At 61.0% G+C, this 17,614-nt stretch carries 20 protein-coding genes and 1 pseudogene; 14 read left to right on the top strand and 7 right to left on the bottom strand.

Annotated features, from left to right (window positions below):
- Positions 1–757 precede the first annotated feature (757 nt).
- The 5 genes from L2Y97_RS13005 (at position 758) to L2Y97_RS12985 (ending at position 6,423) form a co-directional block, all read left to right on the top strand.
- A complete protein-coding gene (locus tag L2Y97_RS13005; protein ID WP_247427146.1) occupies positions 758–1,468 on the top strand; it encodes a helix-turn-helix domain-containing protein in 711 nt (236 codons plus the stop codon).
- A 246-nt stretch (positions 1,469–1,714) separates the two neighbouring features.
- On the top strand, positions 1,715–2,620 hold the full coding sequence (locus L2Y97_RS13000; protein WP_247427143.1) for a helix-turn-helix domain-containing protein: 906 nt from the start codon (positions 1,715–1,717) through the stop codon (positions 2,618–2,620).
- Positions 2,621–2,762: 142 nt separating this feature from the next.
- Positions 2,763–3,530 (top strand): alpha/beta fold hydrolase, encoded by a 768-nt coding sequence (locus tag L2Y97_RS12995; protein WP_247427141.1) that lies wholly within the window; start codon positions 2,763–2,765, stop codon positions 3,528–3,530.
- 541 nt (positions 3,531–4,071) lie between these two features.
- Entirely contained in the window at positions 4,072–5,016 is a 945-nt protein-coding gene (locus L2Y97_RS12990) for an alpha/beta hydrolase (protein WP_247427138.1), read from the top strand.
- Positions 5,017–5,715: 699 nt separating this feature from the next.
- Entirely contained in the window at positions 5,716–6,423 is a 708-nt protein-coding gene (locus L2Y97_RS12985) for a response regulator (RefSeq protein ID WP_247427136.1), read from the top strand.
- Here the strand turns inward: L2Y97_RS12985 and L2Y97_RS12980 are convergent.
- Positions 6,420–6,695 (bottom strand): hypothetical protein, encoded by a 276-nt coding sequence (locus L2Y97_RS12980; RefSeq protein WP_247427134.1) that lies wholly within the window; start codon positions 6,693–6,695, stop codon positions 6,420–6,422. The genes L2Y97_RS12985 and L2Y97_RS12980 overlap by 4 nt on opposite strands.
- Complete coding sequence (locus L2Y97_RS12975; RefSeq protein WP_247427132.1) at positions 6,695–7,078, bottom strand: DNA-binding transcriptional response regulator; 384 nt, start codon at positions 7,076–7,078, stop codon at positions 6,695–6,697. The genes L2Y97_RS12980 and L2Y97_RS12975 overlap by 1 nt, the downstream gene beginning before the upstream one ends.
- Before the next feature lie 113 nt (positions 7,079–7,191).
- Here L2Y97_RS12975 and L2Y97_RS12970 point away from each other — a divergent pair, with 113 nt between their 5' ends.
- Positions 7,192–7,434 carry a hypothetical protein gene (locus L2Y97_RS12970; RefSeq protein WP_247427130.1) on the top strand — a complete coding sequence of 81 codons (243 nt, stop codon included), beginning with the start codon at positions 7,192–7,194 and terminating at the stop codon, positions 7,432–7,434.
- 455 nt (positions 7,435–7,889) lie between these two features.
- On the opposite strand, the gene L2Y97_RS12965 is transcribed toward L2Y97_RS12970, so the two are convergent.
- Positions 7,890–8,855 (bottom strand): alpha/beta hydrolase, encoded by a 966-nt coding sequence (locus L2Y97_RS12965; RefSeq protein ID WP_247427129.1) that lies wholly within the window; start codon positions 8,853–8,855, stop codon positions 7,890–7,892.
- A 618-nt stretch (positions 8,856–9,473) separates the two neighbouring features.
- Between L2Y97_RS12965 and L2Y97_RS22540 the strand changes: the two are divergent.
- From L2Y97_RS22540 to L2Y97_RS12945, 6 genes and pseudogenes are all read left to right on the top strand, one after another.
- A pseudogene (locus L2Y97_RS22540) lies at positions 9,474–9,998 on the top strand (cation diffusion facilitator family transporter); the annotation flags it as partial.
- Positions 9,999–10,462: 464 nt separating this feature from the next.
- On the top strand, positions 10,463–11,080 hold the full coding sequence (locus L2Y97_RS22380; protein WP_256452046.1) for a CPBP family intramembrane glutamic endopeptidase: 618 nt from the start codon (positions 10,463–10,465) through the stop codon (positions 11,078–11,080).
- 2 nt (positions 11,081–11,082) lie between these two features.
- Positions 11,083–11,340, top strand: coding sequence for a CPBP family intramembrane glutamic endopeptidase (locus tag L2Y97_RS22375; RefSeq protein ID WP_256452045.1), 258 nt, complete (start codon positions 11,083–11,085; stop codon positions 11,338–11,340).
- A 589-nt stretch (positions 11,341–11,929) separates the two neighbouring features.
- On the top strand, positions 11,930–12,124 hold the full coding sequence (locus tag L2Y97_RS12955) for a hypothetical protein (protein WP_247427127.1): 195 nt from the start codon (positions 11,930–11,932) through the stop codon (positions 12,122–12,124).
- Positions 12,125–12,348: 224 nt separating this feature from the next.
- The gene (locus L2Y97_RS12950; RefSeq protein ID WP_247427125.1) at positions 12,349–12,813 is read left to right on the top strand and encodes an Hsp20 family protein; all 465 of its coding nucleotides are present in this window, start codon (positions 12,349–12,351) and stop codon (positions 12,811–12,813) included.
- Between the two features lie 417 nt (positions 12,814–13,230).
- Positions 13,231–13,941, top strand: a complete 711-nt coding sequence (locus L2Y97_RS12945) for a response regulator (RefSeq protein WP_247427123.1) — start codon at positions 13,231–13,233, stop codon at positions 13,939–13,941.
- Here the strand turns inward: L2Y97_RS12945 and L2Y97_RS12940 are convergent.
- Positions 13,938–14,213, bottom strand: coding sequence for a hypothetical protein (locus L2Y97_RS12940; protein ID WP_247427121.1), 276 nt, complete (start codon positions 14,211–14,213; stop codon positions 13,938–13,940). The genes L2Y97_RS12945 and L2Y97_RS12940 overlap by 4 nt on opposite strands.
- Positions 14,214–14,422: 209 nt before the next feature.
- On the opposite strand from L2Y97_RS12940, the gene L2Y97_RS12935 reads away from it, so the two are divergent.
- Positions 14,423–14,638, top strand: a complete 216-nt coding sequence (locus tag L2Y97_RS12935; protein ID WP_247427118.1) for a hypothetical protein — start codon at positions 14,423–14,425, stop codon at positions 14,636–14,638.
- Positions 14,639–14,683: 45 nt separating this feature from the next.
- Here the strand turns inward: L2Y97_RS12935 and L2Y97_RS12930 are convergent, their stop codons facing one another.
- Entirely contained in the window at positions 14,684–15,037 is a 354-nt protein-coding gene (locus tag L2Y97_RS12930; RefSeq protein ID WP_247427115.1) for a hypothetical protein, read from the bottom strand.
- 303 nt (positions 15,038–15,340) lie between these two features.
- On the bottom strand, positions 15,341–15,685 hold the full coding sequence (locus L2Y97_RS22450) for a helix-turn-helix domain-containing protein (RefSeq protein ID WP_343218403.1): 345 nt from the start codon (positions 15,683–15,685) through the stop codon (positions 15,341–15,343).
- Between the two features lie 404 nt (positions 15,686–16,089).
- On the opposite strand from L2Y97_RS22450, the gene L2Y97_RS12925 reads away from it, so the two are divergent.
- Positions 16,090–16,764 carry a YoaK family protein gene (locus L2Y97_RS12925; protein ID WP_247427112.1) on the top strand — a complete coding sequence of 225 codons (675 nt, stop codon included), beginning with the start codon at positions 16,090–16,092 and terminating at the stop codon, positions 16,762–16,764.
- 570 nt (positions 16,765–17,334) lie between these two features.
- On the opposite strand, the gene L2Y97_RS12920 is transcribed toward L2Y97_RS12925, so the two are convergent.
- Complete coding sequence (locus L2Y97_RS12920) at positions 17,335–17,604, bottom strand: hypothetical protein (protein WP_247427110.1); 270 nt, start codon at positions 17,602–17,604, stop codon at positions 17,335–17,337.
- Positions 17,605–17,614: the final 10 nt, after the last annotated feature.

Genomic DNA, 17,614 nt, shown 5'->3' with positions numbered 1-17,614 from the left:
GGGGTCGCTCAACGGATCGACAGTAGCGGGCAATTGGTGGACTGAAGGGAGAGACGGCCTGCGCCGAGCCAAGCCACATGCCAGGCCATTCCATGGCCAACAGGAGGTGGTCTCCTTACGAGACCGGTGCGATTCTCACGAATGGCACGCGAAGCGTACTGGAGGACGGCTGTCGCAACAAAGGGCGTGCCGCGTGGCGCCGCCCTCCAATCCTGCGGAGGAGGTCTGGAAAAACAGGCGTACGTGTCCCAGCCTTCCCTCTCTCAGGGGATGGTCGGTCCTGGTGAGGTCGGTTGCGAGGACGTGGCCAGACTGAGGATTCCTGTCCCGGACCGTCACCCAAGATCGGACCAACAGCGGACAGCCAGCACTTCGTGGGCAGCCGTGTACGACGATCGCCGGAGGCGGACTGCGATTCCGGAACCGTAAACCACTCAGATAAGGATATGGTTGACCGTGGCCTCGCGTTCGTTGAAGCTTCACACTTTATTCACGGCGACAATCGACGTGCCTGCGGCTCGGCTCAGCCTTTTCCGCCATCTGCCGCCTGTGGCGCCAGATGGTTTTACCATTGAGCAATCATTCTTTTGGGAGGTTGGTCCAGCGCAGGTTCCAGTCCCCAGGCATTAACACCGTCTTTGCCAAGACCCGCTGTCGGGAACCGATTGCCATTTCACATGTTCAGGTACCGCCCACCATCACAGAGCGGCTTTCCCCGGAAATGGGGTTTACTGTTCAGGTTCAGACCGGGACAGCGGTGGAAATCGCCGAGTTGTACGTGGACGGCAAGGCAATGGGCCTGAAGCCTCAGCACGCCGGCTTTGTGAGGATTGTTGACATGGCGAGTCAGCCATTTGCCGACATCCAGACCCCAGCCGAGTTCGTACAAGTCAACCTTCCTTACCGGACGCTTGATGAACTGGCCTACGAAAGTGGTTCTCCACGCATCGTCCGTCTAATGCAGGCGCTCGATACGCATGACCCGGTCCTGCATGGTCTTGCGGTGGCGCTCAAGTCGCACATGTCGCTTTACGGCGGTGCAGATCAGTTGTTTATCGATTATGTCGGGCTGTCGTTCCACGCCCATGTAACCTCGCGGTACAGCAGTTTTTGCGCGCCCGCGACACCAACACGCTGCCTCACCCCCCGCCAACTCAAAATGGCGACCGACCGGATGATGGATGGCCTCGCGGGAACGGTCTCCCTTGTCGAACTCGCCGCGGAATGTGGGATGTCGCAGGGGTATTTCGCCCGGGCGTTCCGCCATGCAACGGGGCTTCCGCCCCACCGGTGGCTCACTGCCGAGCGGGTAAGGATGGCCAAGAAGCTTCTGCTCGGACCGATGACGATCGCAGGGGTCGCCCTGACATGCGGATTCGCCGATCAAAGCCATATGACACGCGTCTTCGCGCAGTTTGAATCGTTGAGCCCGGCACGTTGGCGTCGACACTTCGGCACGAGAGCCTGATATGGACCAGCGATGATTTGGCAGGAGCGGCGCCATTTGATTGGGCGCACGGGGTTCATGCCGCAATTTGCCACACATCGCACTTGGGGAATTGCCTTCGTCCGATGCCGCAGGACGTAACAATCACCGGCAGTCGTGGCGGAGCATTGATCCAAACAACGATGGCACGGTACTCACTGGACTGACCAGCGTCCAGTTCCGGACGCCAGCCGACCGGGGTCTTGAGCAAATTTCAGGAAGTCGACCATGCAGAAAGCCGTATTCACGGAGACGGTCTGTCGCCGCTTTAACGCTTCGTCGCTGAAGACCATTTTTGCCAGGTCGGAAGCGAGCGATCCCATCGCGATATCCCGGGTCATCACGCAGGCAACTCGGACAAAGAAACTCCCCGCCGAGCCGGCGTTCGTTGTTCATGTTCAGACGGGTCAGGTCAACCATGGCGAACTCTATGTGGACGACCTGCCGCTCGGCCTTCGAACCCAGCACGCTGGCCACGTCCGGATCGTCGACATGGCTGGCCGCCCCTATGCTGATATCCACGATGATGCGGATTTCCTGCGCATCAACTTGAGCTACAGGACCCTAGACGAACTCGCCTACGAGCATGGGTTACCACGATCGTTGCGTCTTCAGCAAACTGTCAACGTCATGGACCCCGTCCTTCATGGCCTCGCGTCAGCGCTCTTGGCGCATTTTGACCTCTATGGCGAGCACGATCAGTTGTTCATTGACTATGTGGGCCTTGCGTTCTTTGTCCATATTGCACGTCGCTATGGGGACACACGGTTGCGGGAGAGGCTTCCCGGCCAACTGACGCCTGGTCAACTGAAGTCAGCATGCGACATGTTGCTGGCCAATATGTCTGGGGGCGTGAATCTTTCCGAGCTTGCGAGGGCCTGTGAAATTTCCCCGAGCTATTTTGCCCGATGTTTCCGTCGGACGACGGGTGTGCCCCCTCATCGCTGGCTGATGAACGAACGGGTCAGGCTCGCCAAGCGGCTGCTTCGGGAAGGCCCAATGCCCATTTCCGAAATTGCCTATGCGTGCGGGTTTTCTGACCAGAGCCATCTGACAAGGATCTTCATCCGGTCTGAGGCGGTATCTCCCGGACGTTGGCGCAAGCAGTTCCGGCCGGCGTCGGAGTCGGGGTGAGGGTGGGAAGGCCCTTGCGTTGTAGAAATCTGTGGTCAGTGAGTTCAGGTTCGTTCCAAATTGTTCATGCTCGTGCAGGAGATGACGTCGCATGACACGCACAATCTCCTCGCGGAATTGCCGCCGTGTTGAGGAAATGAAAATGAAGAAACGAGCCATCGCACGCGCAGCTGCACTTGCTGCGGGCCTCGCCGTCGCCTCTTTCGGCGCTTCGGCAAACAAGGCTGTGGTGCCAGCCTCTCACGTCATCCTCGTCCACGGTGCATGGGCCGACGGTTCGAGCTGGTCGAAGGTCATCCCCCTTCTGACAGCCAAAGGTCTCGATGTGACGGCCGTCCAGTTGCCCCTGACGTCGCTGGCGGACGATGCCGCCACTGTAAAGCGTGCCATCGCCCTTGAAAGCGGTCCAGTTGTCCTGGTCGGCCACTCGTACGGTGGCGCGGTCATCACCGAGGCGGGCAACGACGAAAAGGTCTCTGCGCTGGTCTACGTCGCCGCGTTCGCTCCCGACAAGGGACAGTCAGCTGGGTCACTGAGCGCCTCCGTCCAGCCGCCGCCCATGGCCGCTGAAGTCAGGCCCGACCCGAACGGGTTCCTGAAGCTCACGCAGAAGGGCATCTTCGAGGACTTCGCCCAGGACGTATCTGCAAGAGAGAAGGGGGTCCTCTTTGCGGCTCAGGCGCCGACCAGCGTAAAATCACTGGGTGGGAACATCACGGAAGCGGCGTGGCACCAGAAGCCGTCCTGGTACATTGTTGCCGGCAATGACCGTGCCATTCCGCCGACGCTCGAGGCAACCATGGCAAAAACCATCGGTGCAACGACGAAGACGATCCAGGCCAGCCATGTTGTAATGCTCTCCCACCCTGACGAAGTTGCCGCAACGATTCTGCAAGCTGCCGGCAAGTAAGTATCCTCGAAGGTCCCTGTAACGGTGACCTCAGGTCACGGTTACAGGGACGAGCTCCTGCGGCCAGTCCCAGCGCATTCGCTGTGCATTCTTGGCCCTGGTCCGCCGCCCGGAGGCGATTGTCTGCTCGTCGCCGCTTTGGTACTTCGCTCATTCGTGGTCGGGATTGCGCTGTCCCTGTTGCGTAACTGCAGAGAGCACTTACAGGAAACCGAGGCCCGCCACCCTCGGTTGGGCGATCCCTCCATGAGTAGCCGGTGAGGCTGTTGGCGAGCCGTGCCCTTGCTTGAACGCTTGGGCTGCTGAGTAATGAGCTTTGGGGGTGCAACGCGAGATCGCACTCGACCTGGCCGTATGTTGCGCCTGAGTCAGGTCTTTCCCATTTGACGGCGATGGACCGGTGTCTTCGCAGCGCAGGACCCTGAGTCGCAATGCAACCCTTGATCACGTTGGCGCATCCAAACGCTGCGCTGCCCTCGTCACCGCTTTGCGATGGGGCAAGGCAGTCATTCCGAATCGACCGTCCAGAACCGTGATCTTTATGAATCCTATTGTTTCTATTGCATTTTCTATTTCTGCAATCATTGCGCCATTGACGAACGCAGGCGAAGTGTCCCTGCCGCCTGCAGAAGTCCATCACACCCAGCAATTTGACTTCGTTTCCTCGGCAACGCACGAGTCCTACCGAGTGAAGGTGTCCATTCCGCACGGGCATGCGCCCCGTGGCGGCTTTCCAGTTATCTACGTTCTCGACGGCGACCTACTGTTTGGCACCTTTGCCGAAGCGGCGGGAAATGAGGGCAAAGCGGCCGAGCGAGCGCCTGCGGTGGTGGTGGGAATTGAGGGTGGGGAAGGGAAGAAAGGTGCGGATCGCACCTATGACTTCACTCCAAAAGACCTGACACCTTACGAAAAGCAAGTCGTTGTTGATCTGGGGCCGAATCCCCGGTTTGGCGGCTATGACGCATTCTTTCGTGCCATCACTGATGAAATCAAGCCACGGGTGGGCCGGCTCGTGCCGGTTGATGTTGCCCACCAGAGTATTGTCGGCTGGTCCCTTGGTGGTCAGTTCGTGGTGCATACGATGCTGACGCACCCGGAGGCCTTCACCAACTACGTTGCCTTGAGTCCAGCACTTTGGCGAAGTGGCAGGGCAGTATTTGGCGAGATCGATGGGTTCGAACGAACCATCACGAGCAGCAGACGCACGGTCAATCTCTTTGTTGGAGTGGGCTCCTTGGAAGAAGAGCTCTCGCCAGGCATGCTGAAGTGGGATATCGATCAAACCAGATTCGCGGCTGAGATGAAGTATGCGCGCATGGTCGGGAATGTCCGGGATCTCGACGCTGCGTTGGCGCCCTTCTTCCGCTCGGAAGGCATGGCGATGGAGTCGCATATTTATCTTGGGGACACCCATAACACCGTTGTTTGGACCGCAGTCAATCCGGTGCTTCGTTTCCTGCTCGACACCGACCACCCCAAGTGAGGGGCTTCCGAACTGATGGGGTTGCGTTGGCTCCCTTTCCGCAAAGCTGAGACAAAACCTGAGTCCGTCGCGGCCGAACGTCTGTTGGTCCCGGGGTTTCGGCAGTGGCTGGCCAAATCAAATCGGAATCGGCTCTCGTGGAGATCGCCGCAGGAACCCTGCGTGCCTGTTAGCGCTCCCTGCCGGCATGGACCGATTTCATGAGCTCCAATCCGTGCCTGCCAGGCGGGTTTGCCATGCGTACTCGTCTCGCTATCAATCCGGTCGTCCGTCGGCGCGCCGGTCGTGACGTTGTCGAAGAGCTTCTGAACGCCGATGCCCCGGGGCAGGGCGACGATTTCACGCGGTTTGACGCCATCGGCTGCTCCGAAAAGCGGTTTCGCCTGATCGTGGCTGCTCCCGGTTCACCGAAGGCGAGCTCGCTGTTACCCAGCGCAAAGCGACGCCCATGGTCATTCCTGGCGTGGTCAATCCGCCGGGTGGGCGGCCCGTTGCGGGAAACGGGCGGCTTGCCTGTCTTTCAGGGTATCGACTTGATGTGCGGGTCGTGTACCGGTGCTGGTTCGCCCGCATGTGACACCCCCTGATTCGGGACACGCATCCTCAGGGCGGGCGAGGGCTTGCCAGCAGGCCATCATTTTTGCAGCATGGGGGGGCATTTCCGATGGTCGTGATTGCGTCGAACATATCGTCATAGCCATGCCGCTTCGTCGTCTTCCGCGCATCGTCGGATTTGAGGTCCCGCCGCTGAAAAAGCGCGGTGGAGGTTGTGCGCGATCCCCGATCGTCGGCTTGCTGAACGTCGAGCCGAGCAGGGAATGGCTCGATGCCTTCATCGGGGAGGCCGAGAACACGCGTGGCTCGCTCACGAACGCGCTCGTGACCGTGGAGGGAGGGCGAGTCCTGTTCTTTGCCTCTGCTGGCGATGCCCAGACCCGGTGCACTGCCGTCCCGGCAATGATCGGCGACGTGAGCAAGAGCGTGATGACCAGGACTTCCAGGAAGCAAGGGGTTGCGCCACAGGCAGCACAGGCGTCACGCCCGCGGAGCGTGCTGGTCGCCGAGGACAATGAGGTGTTGCTTGATGTCGCTTGCGACGCGCTGAGGGCCGCCGGATGGTCGGCGTTCCCGGCGTCAGGCGTGGCGCAGGCCACGGCTTTGCTTGAGTGCCAAGCCATGGATGCGGGTCCGACCGACATTGACCTCCTCATCCAGACCGAGGGCGTGGGGCTCGCGAGCGACATCCGTGCGCCGTGGCCCCAGATTGGCGTCGTCGTAACCGGGCGTCATGCCGACGACACGTTGGCCCTACCGGAAGGCGCTCTGTTTCTCGCGAAGCCCTACCAGCGACGTCAACTTCTTGCGATGCTCGATATGGCAATCGATTCATCCCGCAACGGGCGTTAGATTTCCCCGTCCTTCGGCCCTCGATCGAGCCAGCCGACTGGCTTGTTCATCGCCCACTCGATTTCGCGAGCCGTGGCATCGGTGATCTCAGTGCCTCTTCGGATATCGGCCAGCGTTCCTGCATGGAGTCCAAGGAGCTGATCGACGAGCACTGCAGACTCGATGCCGTCGTCTTCGAGTTCCTGGAGGAGTGCACGCAGGTTACCCCTCCGATTGAGCTGGAGCGAATCGGGGAGGAATCCCGGCGACGGACGGCGGCGCCTTCCTGTCATCAGAACGTCACCGCCAAGGCCTGTTCGATGGCTTCATCCAGCTCCGTTACGGTGAACGGTTTGGTGAGCTTGATAGCACCAATCGGGGCCTCAGTCGCGTCCTCGTCCGGGTCGGAAAGCATGACGACTGTTCGAAGCGCTGGGTTGCGCTCGCGTGCAAGCGCCAGGTACGCACCGGTTCGGTCCTCCCCAGGTGCCGGCACGGCTGCGATCAGGAAGTCCACCACGGCGTGGGCAAGAGCGGAGTGCGCGCCGCCGGAATGGGTGGCAGCCACGAACACTTCGAAGCCGCGCTGGCGGAGGGCGTCGGCGACCGTGTCCGCAAGGGTGGTCGAGGGTTCGACAATGATTGCGATCGGAGGTGGTATCGTTGGGGAGGTCATTGTGCTTTGATACGCCAATGCAATGGATGGGGCAAGCATGAGGAGCGGTGCGCTTTACGTTTCGTCTCCCGGGTCGCATGCTGGTGTTCAAGACTTCAGGTCGGGAGGTTGCAATGACGGAGCGCATTGAGGTTGTCGACGAGCACGGGCAACGACTGGTGGCGTTGGTTACGCATGCCAGATTAGGGCAGGAAGTTGTTTGGTCTGCCGAGATTGAGGGCGCGGCGGTGACCATCCCGTTGAGCGGAACGGCGGGGGACGAGGGCAGCATCGCTGCGGCGCTACAGGCTCATGTCTTGCGTTGGGGGATAACGGCATCGCCGGGGGCACGGGTCTCCGATTTTCCTGCCGCTTGAAAATCCAACGCAAATGATTTGATCCGCTAAGGGCAACTATTCCGATAAAGACCCGCGGCGTAGCTTGCGCGACCGCCCGTGGTTGGCCTGGATCAACGAGTGCCTTCAGGTCTCTTGGCCATCCGGGGACTATCGGGCCGCCACTTTGCGGCCGGTACGGTTGCTCCGACCCAGGCGTAGGACGCGCATGATGGCGCTGGTTCCGGACGCGCTCCATCCGGGCTGCGCATGATGGGAGGCACTGCGCGGGTCGGGGCCGGCTCGCATCGATCCTCCCGGCAGCGCCAGTTGGCGGGGTCAGGGCCTCCAGTTGATCGTGCGGTTGGATGTTGCGGCTGCAACTAGTCCTCTGCTCTCAAGAAGTCCACTCGCGCATCGACAAGGTGAGGCCAATGGGCAAGGCGTTCGAGGGCCTTCTGAGTCGAGCCAGGGCGATCAACGCGGACTCAATGCCACTAATGAGCGGATTCTGGGGCATGCAGCGGCAGGATAAAATCCAGGATGGTGTTGACTGCAGCCCAGGGTACGGAGTTGTGCGACTCGCCGTCGAACACTTTCGCCGTCCACTCAATCGCGTGCGAGTCGAGCACTGGGCCGAGCCGGTGGGTGAAATCGCCGAAGTTCGTAACCATGCGGCAGTACCGCAGCTCCTCAATGAGCTCCTGGCTCGTCATGCCGCCGTTGTGCATTCCAGGAGGTGGACGCTCCTCGTTGCCTCCGACACCGAGAAGTATCCGTGGCGAGGTTGATGCGTGGTCCAACCGACGCGCGAACGGTTCGATGTCGTCAAAGATGATTCGGTTGCTGCGCCAGAGCGAAGGGCTGAGCGAGACGTATGTCGAGAATGAACCTGGATGTTCGAACATGGTGTGGATGACGAACAGGCCACCGAGAGACCAGCCAATGAGCGATTCCTTCGCCGGGTTTATTGTTGCCGTCGCGGCGACCTTCGCTTTCATCTCCGACTGGAGCGTGCCGTAGAACGCTTGGGCGCCTCCCCATCGGGGGTGGTCACCTAAATCCTTGATGACCGTTTTCTCACGGTCTGTCAGGTCGGTCCACGTGAAATCGAACGTCCGGTTCCCTCCCTTTGTTCCCGGGGCCGACGAGATACCGACGACCACAGCCGGTTCAATCTCGCCCGCCATGGACCGATTGCGCACGGCGTCAGCAAAAGTGTTGAACAGGATGTTCCCGTCGAGAATGAAGAGAACCGGAAAGCCGTTGTGCGGTGGCATCCGTTCTGGAACAGAGATTCGCATGATGAACTGTTCTCCGCTTTCGCGGGAGGTCACGACGAAGGTCATGGGTCCTGTTGCGGAAACTGTGGGCAAAGGAGGGCGGCCTTCGGAAAACGCGCTCACGTTTGCCGATGCCAGCATGAGGAATAAGGTGGCCTTCAGACGCAGCGTGATGCACATAAGCAGTCCCTCCAGCCGACACGCTGCGCCAGCATTACTTCAGGTTCTTGGCGTTTCTTTCCCCGTCGGGCGGGAACAAAGCTGTACACATAGCTTGCAAGAAAGGCGTTTCCTGGCGAGCGGCTGTCGTTCGTAGCGTGCCTTGAGCGTCAAGGGATAGATCAATCGGGTCCGTGGACACACAGCAGAGTGCTCCTCCAGCTTGCCGGCCCGCACAACTCTGCTTTGGCTGCCAATGTTCTGGAATGAGACGTCCGTCGCTCTTCTGTGGGCAATCCAAGGCGATAGCGGGCAATGGCGGGGCCTCGCATCGGATTCGAGTGGAGTTCATCGGCGACGAAACGTCCGTTTTCAGGCTTCGGCCATTCCATGGGCAACGCGTCGGGCGGACAACAAGTGTCGCCCTTTTTCAAGTTCTTGGTTGATCACGCGCGCCGATAAGAGCGCTGGTGGTGACCTTGGTTGAAGGCGGACTGTTTCTGACGGCCCACAATTGGATTCCGATGCTTCACAGTCCTAGAATGCTTGGTGCCAGAGGTCGTTAACGTGTCCCACTCCTGCTGCGGAACAACAATCGATGTGACAGAGCTTCAGGGGCGTCAGCGCCATGTGCTGTACATGGTCCTGGGCATCAATGCCTTCACATTTCTGATCATGTTGGCCGCTTCGTTCCAGAGCCGCTCCACGTCCCTTCTTTCCGGAGGCCTGGACAACTGGGTGATGCGGCGACATATGCTCTTAGCATTGCCGTCGTAGGTGCCAGTCGACAGGCGAAGGGAGGGGCGACCCTTGTCAAAGGCATATTCATTCTCGCCGCTGCCGGCGCAGTTGTTGTCCAGATCAGCATCCGGTTGCCCATCCGCAAACGCCGCTGTTTGAAACCATCGGTCTAACCGGCGCCGTCAATCTCAAGGCGAACCTTGTCTGCCTCCTTCTTCTCTGGTCCTGCCGTTATCGCGACGTCAACATGGCCTCGGCATTCGAGTGTTCCGGAATGACGTGGCAGAGGGGCTCGCAGTGTTCGTCGCGGCTGCTGGAGTCTGGGTCATCCGTCACGGATAGCCTGACCTTGTGGTCGGCTCCGTCTTGCTGGTCGTGTTCGTGCGCTCCGCGCTGCGAAGTTTCCGAAACGGCGTCATGGAGCCGGCTGCCTCAAGAAGGACGGCGTTTGAACCAATTTCGCTGGTTCCGGCGCAGTCGCGCGACTCATGCACAATGGGGGATCGTCGAGTCTCCCGCGCCATCCTGAGCGGGATTCTTCATGACCTGGTGGTGCGCCGCCAATAGCCGCCTGGAGGGATCCCCAAATGCTCGGATGCACCTCTAATGAAGTCACCTTTAAGGCGGAGCGAAGGGGTCGTATGATCGACTTTACGGTTAGCGTCTCAGGCCCCGCTGGAGCTGGAACCTCTGAGCGGCCTGGGCGAGATCCGCTCGGGGCTCGAAGATGATCCAGGGCGTTGGTGCAGTATCGCAAAGGGTCGAAAAGGCTGCGGTCGTTCGGCATCTGGCCGTGGTATGAGACGCGCACGGGGGTGACCATCGGCAGGCGCGGAAGTCCCATGGCCTCGCCAACATGACCCTGTCAGTCCGAGCAGGAAGGCCCCGTGATCCCCAAGAGTTCCTGGCAGCCCATCGGTTGGTTTCTGTTCTGGCTCACCGCTTTCAGCATTCCGGTCGACCTCCTCAGCGTCCATGCCGGGGCGACCCCGCCGATGCTGTCCCGCATGAGCATGTGGTGCCCGGGGCTTGCCGCCCTCTTCACCACCTTTCAGTTCCGCCTGCCTTTTGCATCATTGGGGTTACGGGCCCCGATACGTCGCTTCTGGCTGGCAGGCTATTTCATCCCTTGGGTCTACGCCATCCCGGTCTACCTGCTTGTCTGGGTTTTGGTTCCCGGTGCCTGGGACTGGGCGTCGTATGTGGCATCCCAGGCCGGCACGTACCACATAGCCTCGCATCCGGACCTGTTCTCTGCGATCTACGGCATCCCCTCGACTCTGACCTTTGGCGTGCTCTCCACGGTGGTCTGGACACTTGGGGAAGAACTGGGCTGGCGAGGATTTTTCTCGCCCCGGCTTGCGGAATACATCGGAGTGACCGGCGCGGGCCTCGTCGTAGGGTTGGTGTGGGCGTTCTGGCATTACCCCGTCCTGCTTGGGGCCGACTACAACGCAGGAACCCCCCCGCTTATGCAGTCACCTGCTTTACCGTCATGGTCGTAAGCATGGGTATCACCATGGCCTGGCTGCGTGAGGCCTCGGGCAGTGTTTGGCCGTGTGTGGTCCTTCACGCCAGCCACAACATCATCGTCCAGGGGGTGTTGGATGCGATGACCGCACGCGATGGCCACGCGGTGTTCGTGACCACCGAATTTGGTTGGGGGATGGCGCTGACGCAGGCGCTGATGGCGGTCTACATTGCCGTTCAGGGAGGCAGGAAGCGTGGCTTGATGTGGCGCGGAACCATCGGCGTTGGCGCGTAGCCTCGGCAGCTGTCGCAATTCACGCCACCCACTCGATGCCTGCAAAGGGTGACCCCGCGGAGCCCATCAAGCGACCCTTCCCCGGAGGTCGCTCCGCGCAGTAACCGCCTGAAAGTCCCGATACGGGCCTTCCCTGGACGCTGGGCTTTCAGGCAGACGAACTGGGCTGTCCTCGCCCCGTGAAGGGCCCGCCACCCAATCCAGGCTATGGTCCGCCACCGGATGGCAAGCCCGAATTCCGAGAGTGGGAGGCGGGAAATGGCCGACGCATAACCCGAAGCGGCCTGCGCCCGGGGAGGGGCGCAGGCCATGGCCTTCCATGGTCAGTAGGGGGAACCTCGCAAACGAGGTTCGTGCGATTCTCACGAATGGCCTGTGCATGATACTGGACATGGCAGTTTTCCGGCAGCGGGCGGCCGGTTGGATGTCGAGGTTTTCATCACGGAACAACGACCGGCGTACGGCGATCATCATCCCTGGTGGCACGGCCCCTTCCACCCCCACCGTGTCCGCCTGAGCCCCTGTCATGAGCAGGGGCTTTTTGTTGCGGGTGCCAACACGTTTGACACCAGCCCAACGGGAGTCCGGAATGGCGCAAGTGCGCATCTACGTCGTGTATCGCGCGCACAAGACGCGGGCGTGGCACGTTTCCCTCAACGGTGCGGACGGTGAGTCGTATGCGAGCGAGCTCCTTGCCCTGCATGCCGCATGCGAGCGCGTACGGGTCATGGAGAAAATTGGCAACGACGTCACCGTGCTGCAAGAAGATGCAGGAGGCGTCTGACACGTCGTCCGGGAATAGGCCCGGACAGGAGCACGCACCCTTCGCCGGGAATTGGGAGCATTTGTTGTCCCCTGCCGAGCGTCGTTTGGATGTCCAAACAAATCCTGAACCGGCCCCTTGAAGACGGGCGGCAAGTCCTTATCTGGCTATCGCCGGAACACCACCGGCCTGGCCTGATGACAGGCGAGCACTCATTCCATCTCCTTGCATCCGGAGGATTTGCCATGCGTACTCTTTTCGACATCACCCCATTGCACCGGTCCAACGTCGGCCTCGACCGCGTCTTTGACCTTCTGGAGGCCACGGCGCAGCGCCAGGGCGACGATTTTCCGCCCTTCGACTCGATCCGTCTTTCCGACAATCGCCATCGGCTGACCATCGCCGTACCAGGGTTCACCGAGGACGAGGTGGCGGTAAGCGTCCATCAGGGCGCACTCATTGTCAGTGGTGAGCGCAAGGGCGAACCACAGGGGGAATACCTCCATCGCGGGATTGCTTCCCGGGTGTTCAGTCGCCGCTTCCCGCTTGCCGAGCACGTCGACGTCGTGGGGGCAACGCTCGCACACGGCCTGCTTTCCATCGACCTCGTGCGGGACATCCCGGAGGCGGAGAAACCCCGCACCATTCCGGTGAGCGTCTCGCCCGACCGCGCGGAACCCGTCCGCCAGATTGGCCGCACCGTCGCCTGACGGAGATGCCCGCCCCTGCCAAAGGGGCGGGCCTTTTTGATGGCAAAGCCAGTCGAATCACAACAGCGGTGGCGCATCACGGCTGCAGACCTTCAATGGGCGGAGACCTTTCATCCGCCGTCCAGACCTCCGCGTCGGGAATGCATAGATTGCTGGCATTATCTGCCGGACGCCATCAATCCACAGGGTGGGCTCGGTCGATGCAGCAAGCGGGAGGGGCTCAGCGTCTTTCCCGGTATTGACCTGGGATGCAGCACGTGGACCGGTACTGCGGGCCATGCGGATGGCGACTGATAACGGCCACACTGCATCGCATGCCCGAATATGGTGGCGTCCGCTTGCCGGGCGCGGGTCTACTTTGCAACATATGCGTTGACGTCCATTTGGCCATCCACCACTGACTGCACGGGTTTCGTCATGCCCCTTCGCCATCTTCCCCGGATTGTCGGATTCGAGGTTCCCCCGTTGAAAGACGCGGTCGATGTGGTGCGCGATGCGCCCGTCGTGGGCCTGTTGAACGTCATGCCAAGCCGGGAATGGCTGGATGCGTTCGTCAACGAGGCGGCGAGTACGCGGAACTCGCTCACCGATGCACTGGTATCGGTTGAAGGCGGGCGGGTCCTCTTTTTTGCATCGGCGAGTGACGTCCGGACAAGGTGTACCGCCGTGCGCACGATGGTCGAGGAGGTAAGCAAGCAGGTGGTGACCGGATCGGCCCGGCGGCGAGAACCACGACCCGAATCGACGCCGGACATGCGTCCAAGGCAAGTGCTGGTTGTCGAGGACGACGAGGTGCTGCTGGAAGTGACGTGTGACATGCTCAAAGTCACCGGTTGGGTGCCGACGCCGGCATCGAACGTGGCGCAGGCCATGGCGGCCCTCGAAGCGCAGGTTTTCGATGCCGTGTTGTCCGATATCGACCTCGCGGTGCGAGCAGAAGGCCTCGAACTCGCGCTCAGCGTCCGGACCCGCTGGCCAAAGACTGGTGTAGTGGTCGTGACAGGGCGCCATACCGAGGGCGCGCTTGCGGTCCCCGAAGGCGTGTTGTTTCTTGCCAAGCCCTACCAGCGACGCCAGCTTCTGGCAATGCTCGACCTCGCCACGGGGGCTGCCCCTGCACCGCGCTAGATTTTGTCGTCCTTAGGTCCTCGGTCGAGCCAGCCAGCGGGCCTGTTCATGGCCCATTCGATTTCCCGGGCCATGGCGTCCGTGACCTGTGCACCCTCGCGGAGCTCGGCGAGGGTGCCCGTGGGCAAGCCGAGTACCTGGTCGACGCGGAGGGCCGATTCAATGCCGTCGCCCTCGAGTTCCAGAAGAATAGCGCGCAAGTTGCCGCGGCGGTTGAGCTGGAGGGTGTCGGGGAGAAATCCCGGCGCCGTGCGGGGCCGTGTGCCGGCCATTAGCGTCTCATTGCAGGCGAATGGCCAATGGTTTCGGCAAGGATAGCCTGCCGTTCGAGGGTGTATCGTTTTGGGGAAAGCAGCGGTTCGGAAGTCATTGTGATGTGATACGCCAACGCGGTCGGCACATCAGGTGAGAGGCAGCGGGCTTTACGTCCCGTCTGTACGGTTGCATTGTGGAGCTCGCAATCTGGACCCGGGAGGTACGAATGACGGAGCGCATCGAGGTCATAGATGAGCACGGGCGACGGCTGGTTGCGGTCGTCACCTATGCGCGGTTTGGCAGGGAGGTTGTATGGTCGGCCGAGATTGAAGGCGCGGCGGTGGTTATCCCATTGAGCGGCACGGCGGTCGATGAAAGCACCGTAGCCGCCGCCCTTCAAGCACATGTACTGCGGTGGGGCATCACTGCGCCGAAGGGGTAGTCCGGCGTCGACTTCCCGGACGCTTGAGGAAGGTCTTCCATTGACTTACGCACCCGAAGGAATGGGCAGCAGAGGGACCAGGGCGGGCCCCGATGCAATATCGTCCGTGGAGTCCATGCGCAGGGCCTGTTCGACCAACAGATGCCCTGCCGGTCCGGTGACGTCCTGGTGTGGCTCGTCGAGCCAGTGCATGTTCACGCCCATCAGGTGTTCAATCGAGCGGGCAAGAAAGTCCGGAAGCGGTGCACCACCAAGAACGTCCCGGAGCCGTTCGCGAGTCATGGAAGGGCCGAATGCCGCAGCCAGTCGTTGGTTGCCTGAGAGACCCCTGCTTTCAAGGGCTATACAGAGTGCCCGGATGTTCTCGGGTCGTATTTTCAGCGAGACGGACTGGTTCATGGGAACAGAAGCGGTCGAAGCAAAGCACTCTCCTGTATCGGCCTGCTTCCTTGGCGCTTGAGCCAAATCGCCTCGAAGGCTGCGCCGGAGACGTGGGTGAATGGATGGCGTCAGCTGCCGTTCGGGAACGCAGCCTCGTAGCTCGGCCAGCCCCGGCACTTTTTGGTCTGTTTTGCATGAACCGTGGTACAGCGCGCGGGAGGGGAAGACGGGCTGGTCGATTTACCAGTCCGTCATTCTGCCCCTGCGCAGGAATTGTAATCCGCCACTGTGAGCGCGTCTCGTCGCGCTTGTGACGACCGCTTAGATGCGTCTCGAGCAGCCAAATTTTGCCCTGAAAGCCAGCGGGGTGAGTCCTGTGCTCTTCTTGAAAAGGCGGGTGAAGTAAGCCTGATCGCTAAATCCGCACCTCTGGGAGATTGTGCCAACACATTGCGATGTCGCAACCAGGAGTGTGCGCGCTTTGGCCAATCTCTCCGCCTGATGCTGGCGGCGGGACGGCGCGCGCTGGAGCGGATTGAAATGCGCAAGGACGGGAGGAATCGATATGGCGCCTAGTGGGTCTCGGTGAGGCGGATGGCTGCTACCCACGTCGCTACTCGCGTCCGGTAGTCCCGGCGCGACAAAGGTTGTCCGTTGCCACGGCATCCCTTTGCAGAGATGGAGCGCACGGAGGAGGTAATGGGTGCAAGCCAATATATCCGAGGGGGTGTAATCGAGGCATCGCTGGGCTTCGCGCGCGAGGCGCAAAGCCTCGTTACGCCCTTGGGGTTTGAGGGAGGGGAATCCGTGGTCAGCCATCTTTTCGAGCCAATCAAAGCCTCGTTACTCTACTCCCTGGCCCGGTCTCCTCATCCCCCAAACGAGGGACTTGTTATGCTCAGTGGCATGTCATTGCAAACAAGCGTGGGTAGGTACAAGCGCGTATTTCGGGTCGGACCTTCCATTTGCTTGGCTTGCGAGGCTGTCGCCGTGAACTTGCGAACGAATTCGTGGCACGATGACGGGGTCCTGCATGGGTAAGGTGGCGCAGTCTGAAGGAAAGTGTAGGCATGATTCCAGAGATACCCCGCTGGGCCTGGTTGTGGGCCATTTGCCTCCCGGTTGTCGCCGGCGGCGTGAACGCCATCGCTCTGATGGCCCTGCATCACGGAGGTGTGACACATCTGACCGGAGTGTCCACGGAGGGGGCCATCGGCCTGGGTACGTCCCACACCAACCTATGGATGCATGCAGCGATGATCATCGGCTTGTACGCTCTGGGCTGTGCCATCAGTGGATGGGTTTCCAGATCTCCCCGGTGGATTCCAACGAGGGCTGCCGGGCTCATGCTTGCGGCCGAGTCCGGGCTCATTGCGATTGCCGCCGGGATGGGGTCAGTGCACCTCTCGGCGGCCTTGGGGTTGTGTGCCGTCGCCATGGGAATCCAGAACGGATTGACCTCTGTTGTTTCTGGCGCGTTGCTGCGGACGTCGCATCTCACGGGCATGTTCACTGACCTCGGAATTGCGGTTGGCCAGCGCTTGGGCCGCTCTGCCTTCGATGGCCGCCGTGTGATCGTGTGCGTCGTGGTGATCGGTGGTTTCAGCGGGGGAGGGGCTATTGCCTCAGCGTCGTTCCAGCGTTTTGGCTTCGATGCGCTTTTTGCAAGCGCTCTGCTGTCGGCACTTGTTGCCGTGGTGACGTTCTTTCTCGGGCAGATTCGTCTGACCCGATTCGCAAGATAGCGGTTGATCCGGTCGCACGAGTCGACGATTTGGTCGGAGTGAGCGCTTGGCACGTACACTCCGTTCGCAGTGGGTAGGTGACGAGCAGGATTCTGATTTCGGTGAAGACATCGACGGGGGTGCTTGGTGGGCGCGCGCAAAACGGTCGGTACGGCAGGAAGTGGTGCTTTGACACCTCGCGCGAATTGTCCGACCAGCAGGGTCGTGCTCGCGAAAATTACGCGGCTTGGTCGCACAGCCAGGCAAGCGATGGCCGATGGCCCCCCGTCACGATGGGATGGATGTGCGTGCTTGGTGCGGTAACGCCCCGGCATGTTGAAGGCCGGTTGGGAAGGGTGACAGCTTCTTGTACGCCTCGGGCGTTCGGCCATTCATGGCTGGCGGAGGTCCGAGGGATGCATCGTGATAGTGCGATTCGCACGCAGGGAGCGGGCTGTGCGGAGGTTCTGGCCGGTCGCGACACTGCATCGCGTAAACCCTAAAGCTGATCAGCGTATTTTCGGGCAGGTCTCGGGCAGGTCTGCTGCACAGGCATGTTGTCCGTTCGAGCTCGCGTTTAGTTCGAATCGGTCAACGGTAGGGGCTTGTGCCGCGAACATCCGTGCCGCCGTTGGCGAGCAAGGTACGCACCTTCGTCTGGATGTCACTGCGGATGTCGGCAAGCGATCGCGATGAGCCGAGCATCTCGGCGGGTGGACTCCCCGACGCGGGAAAAACCGCATGCCAGACAAATGGCGAGCTCGCATCATCCTGGGTCGCGGTGACCTCCGCGAGCAAGGAAGCGCCAGTGCGATCCTGGCATTGGAAGCTGAAATGGATGGGGTGCGGTAACGTGTGCACGTGTTACTCC

Source organism: Luteibacter aegosomatissinici (assembly GCF_023078495.1).
In the GTDB taxonomy this organism is placed as follows: Bacteria; Pseudomonadota; Gammaproteobacteria; order Xanthomonadales; family Rhodanobacteraceae; genus Luteibacter; species Luteibacter aegosomatissinici.
This window is presented reverse-complemented; position numbering and strand designations above follow the sequence as displayed.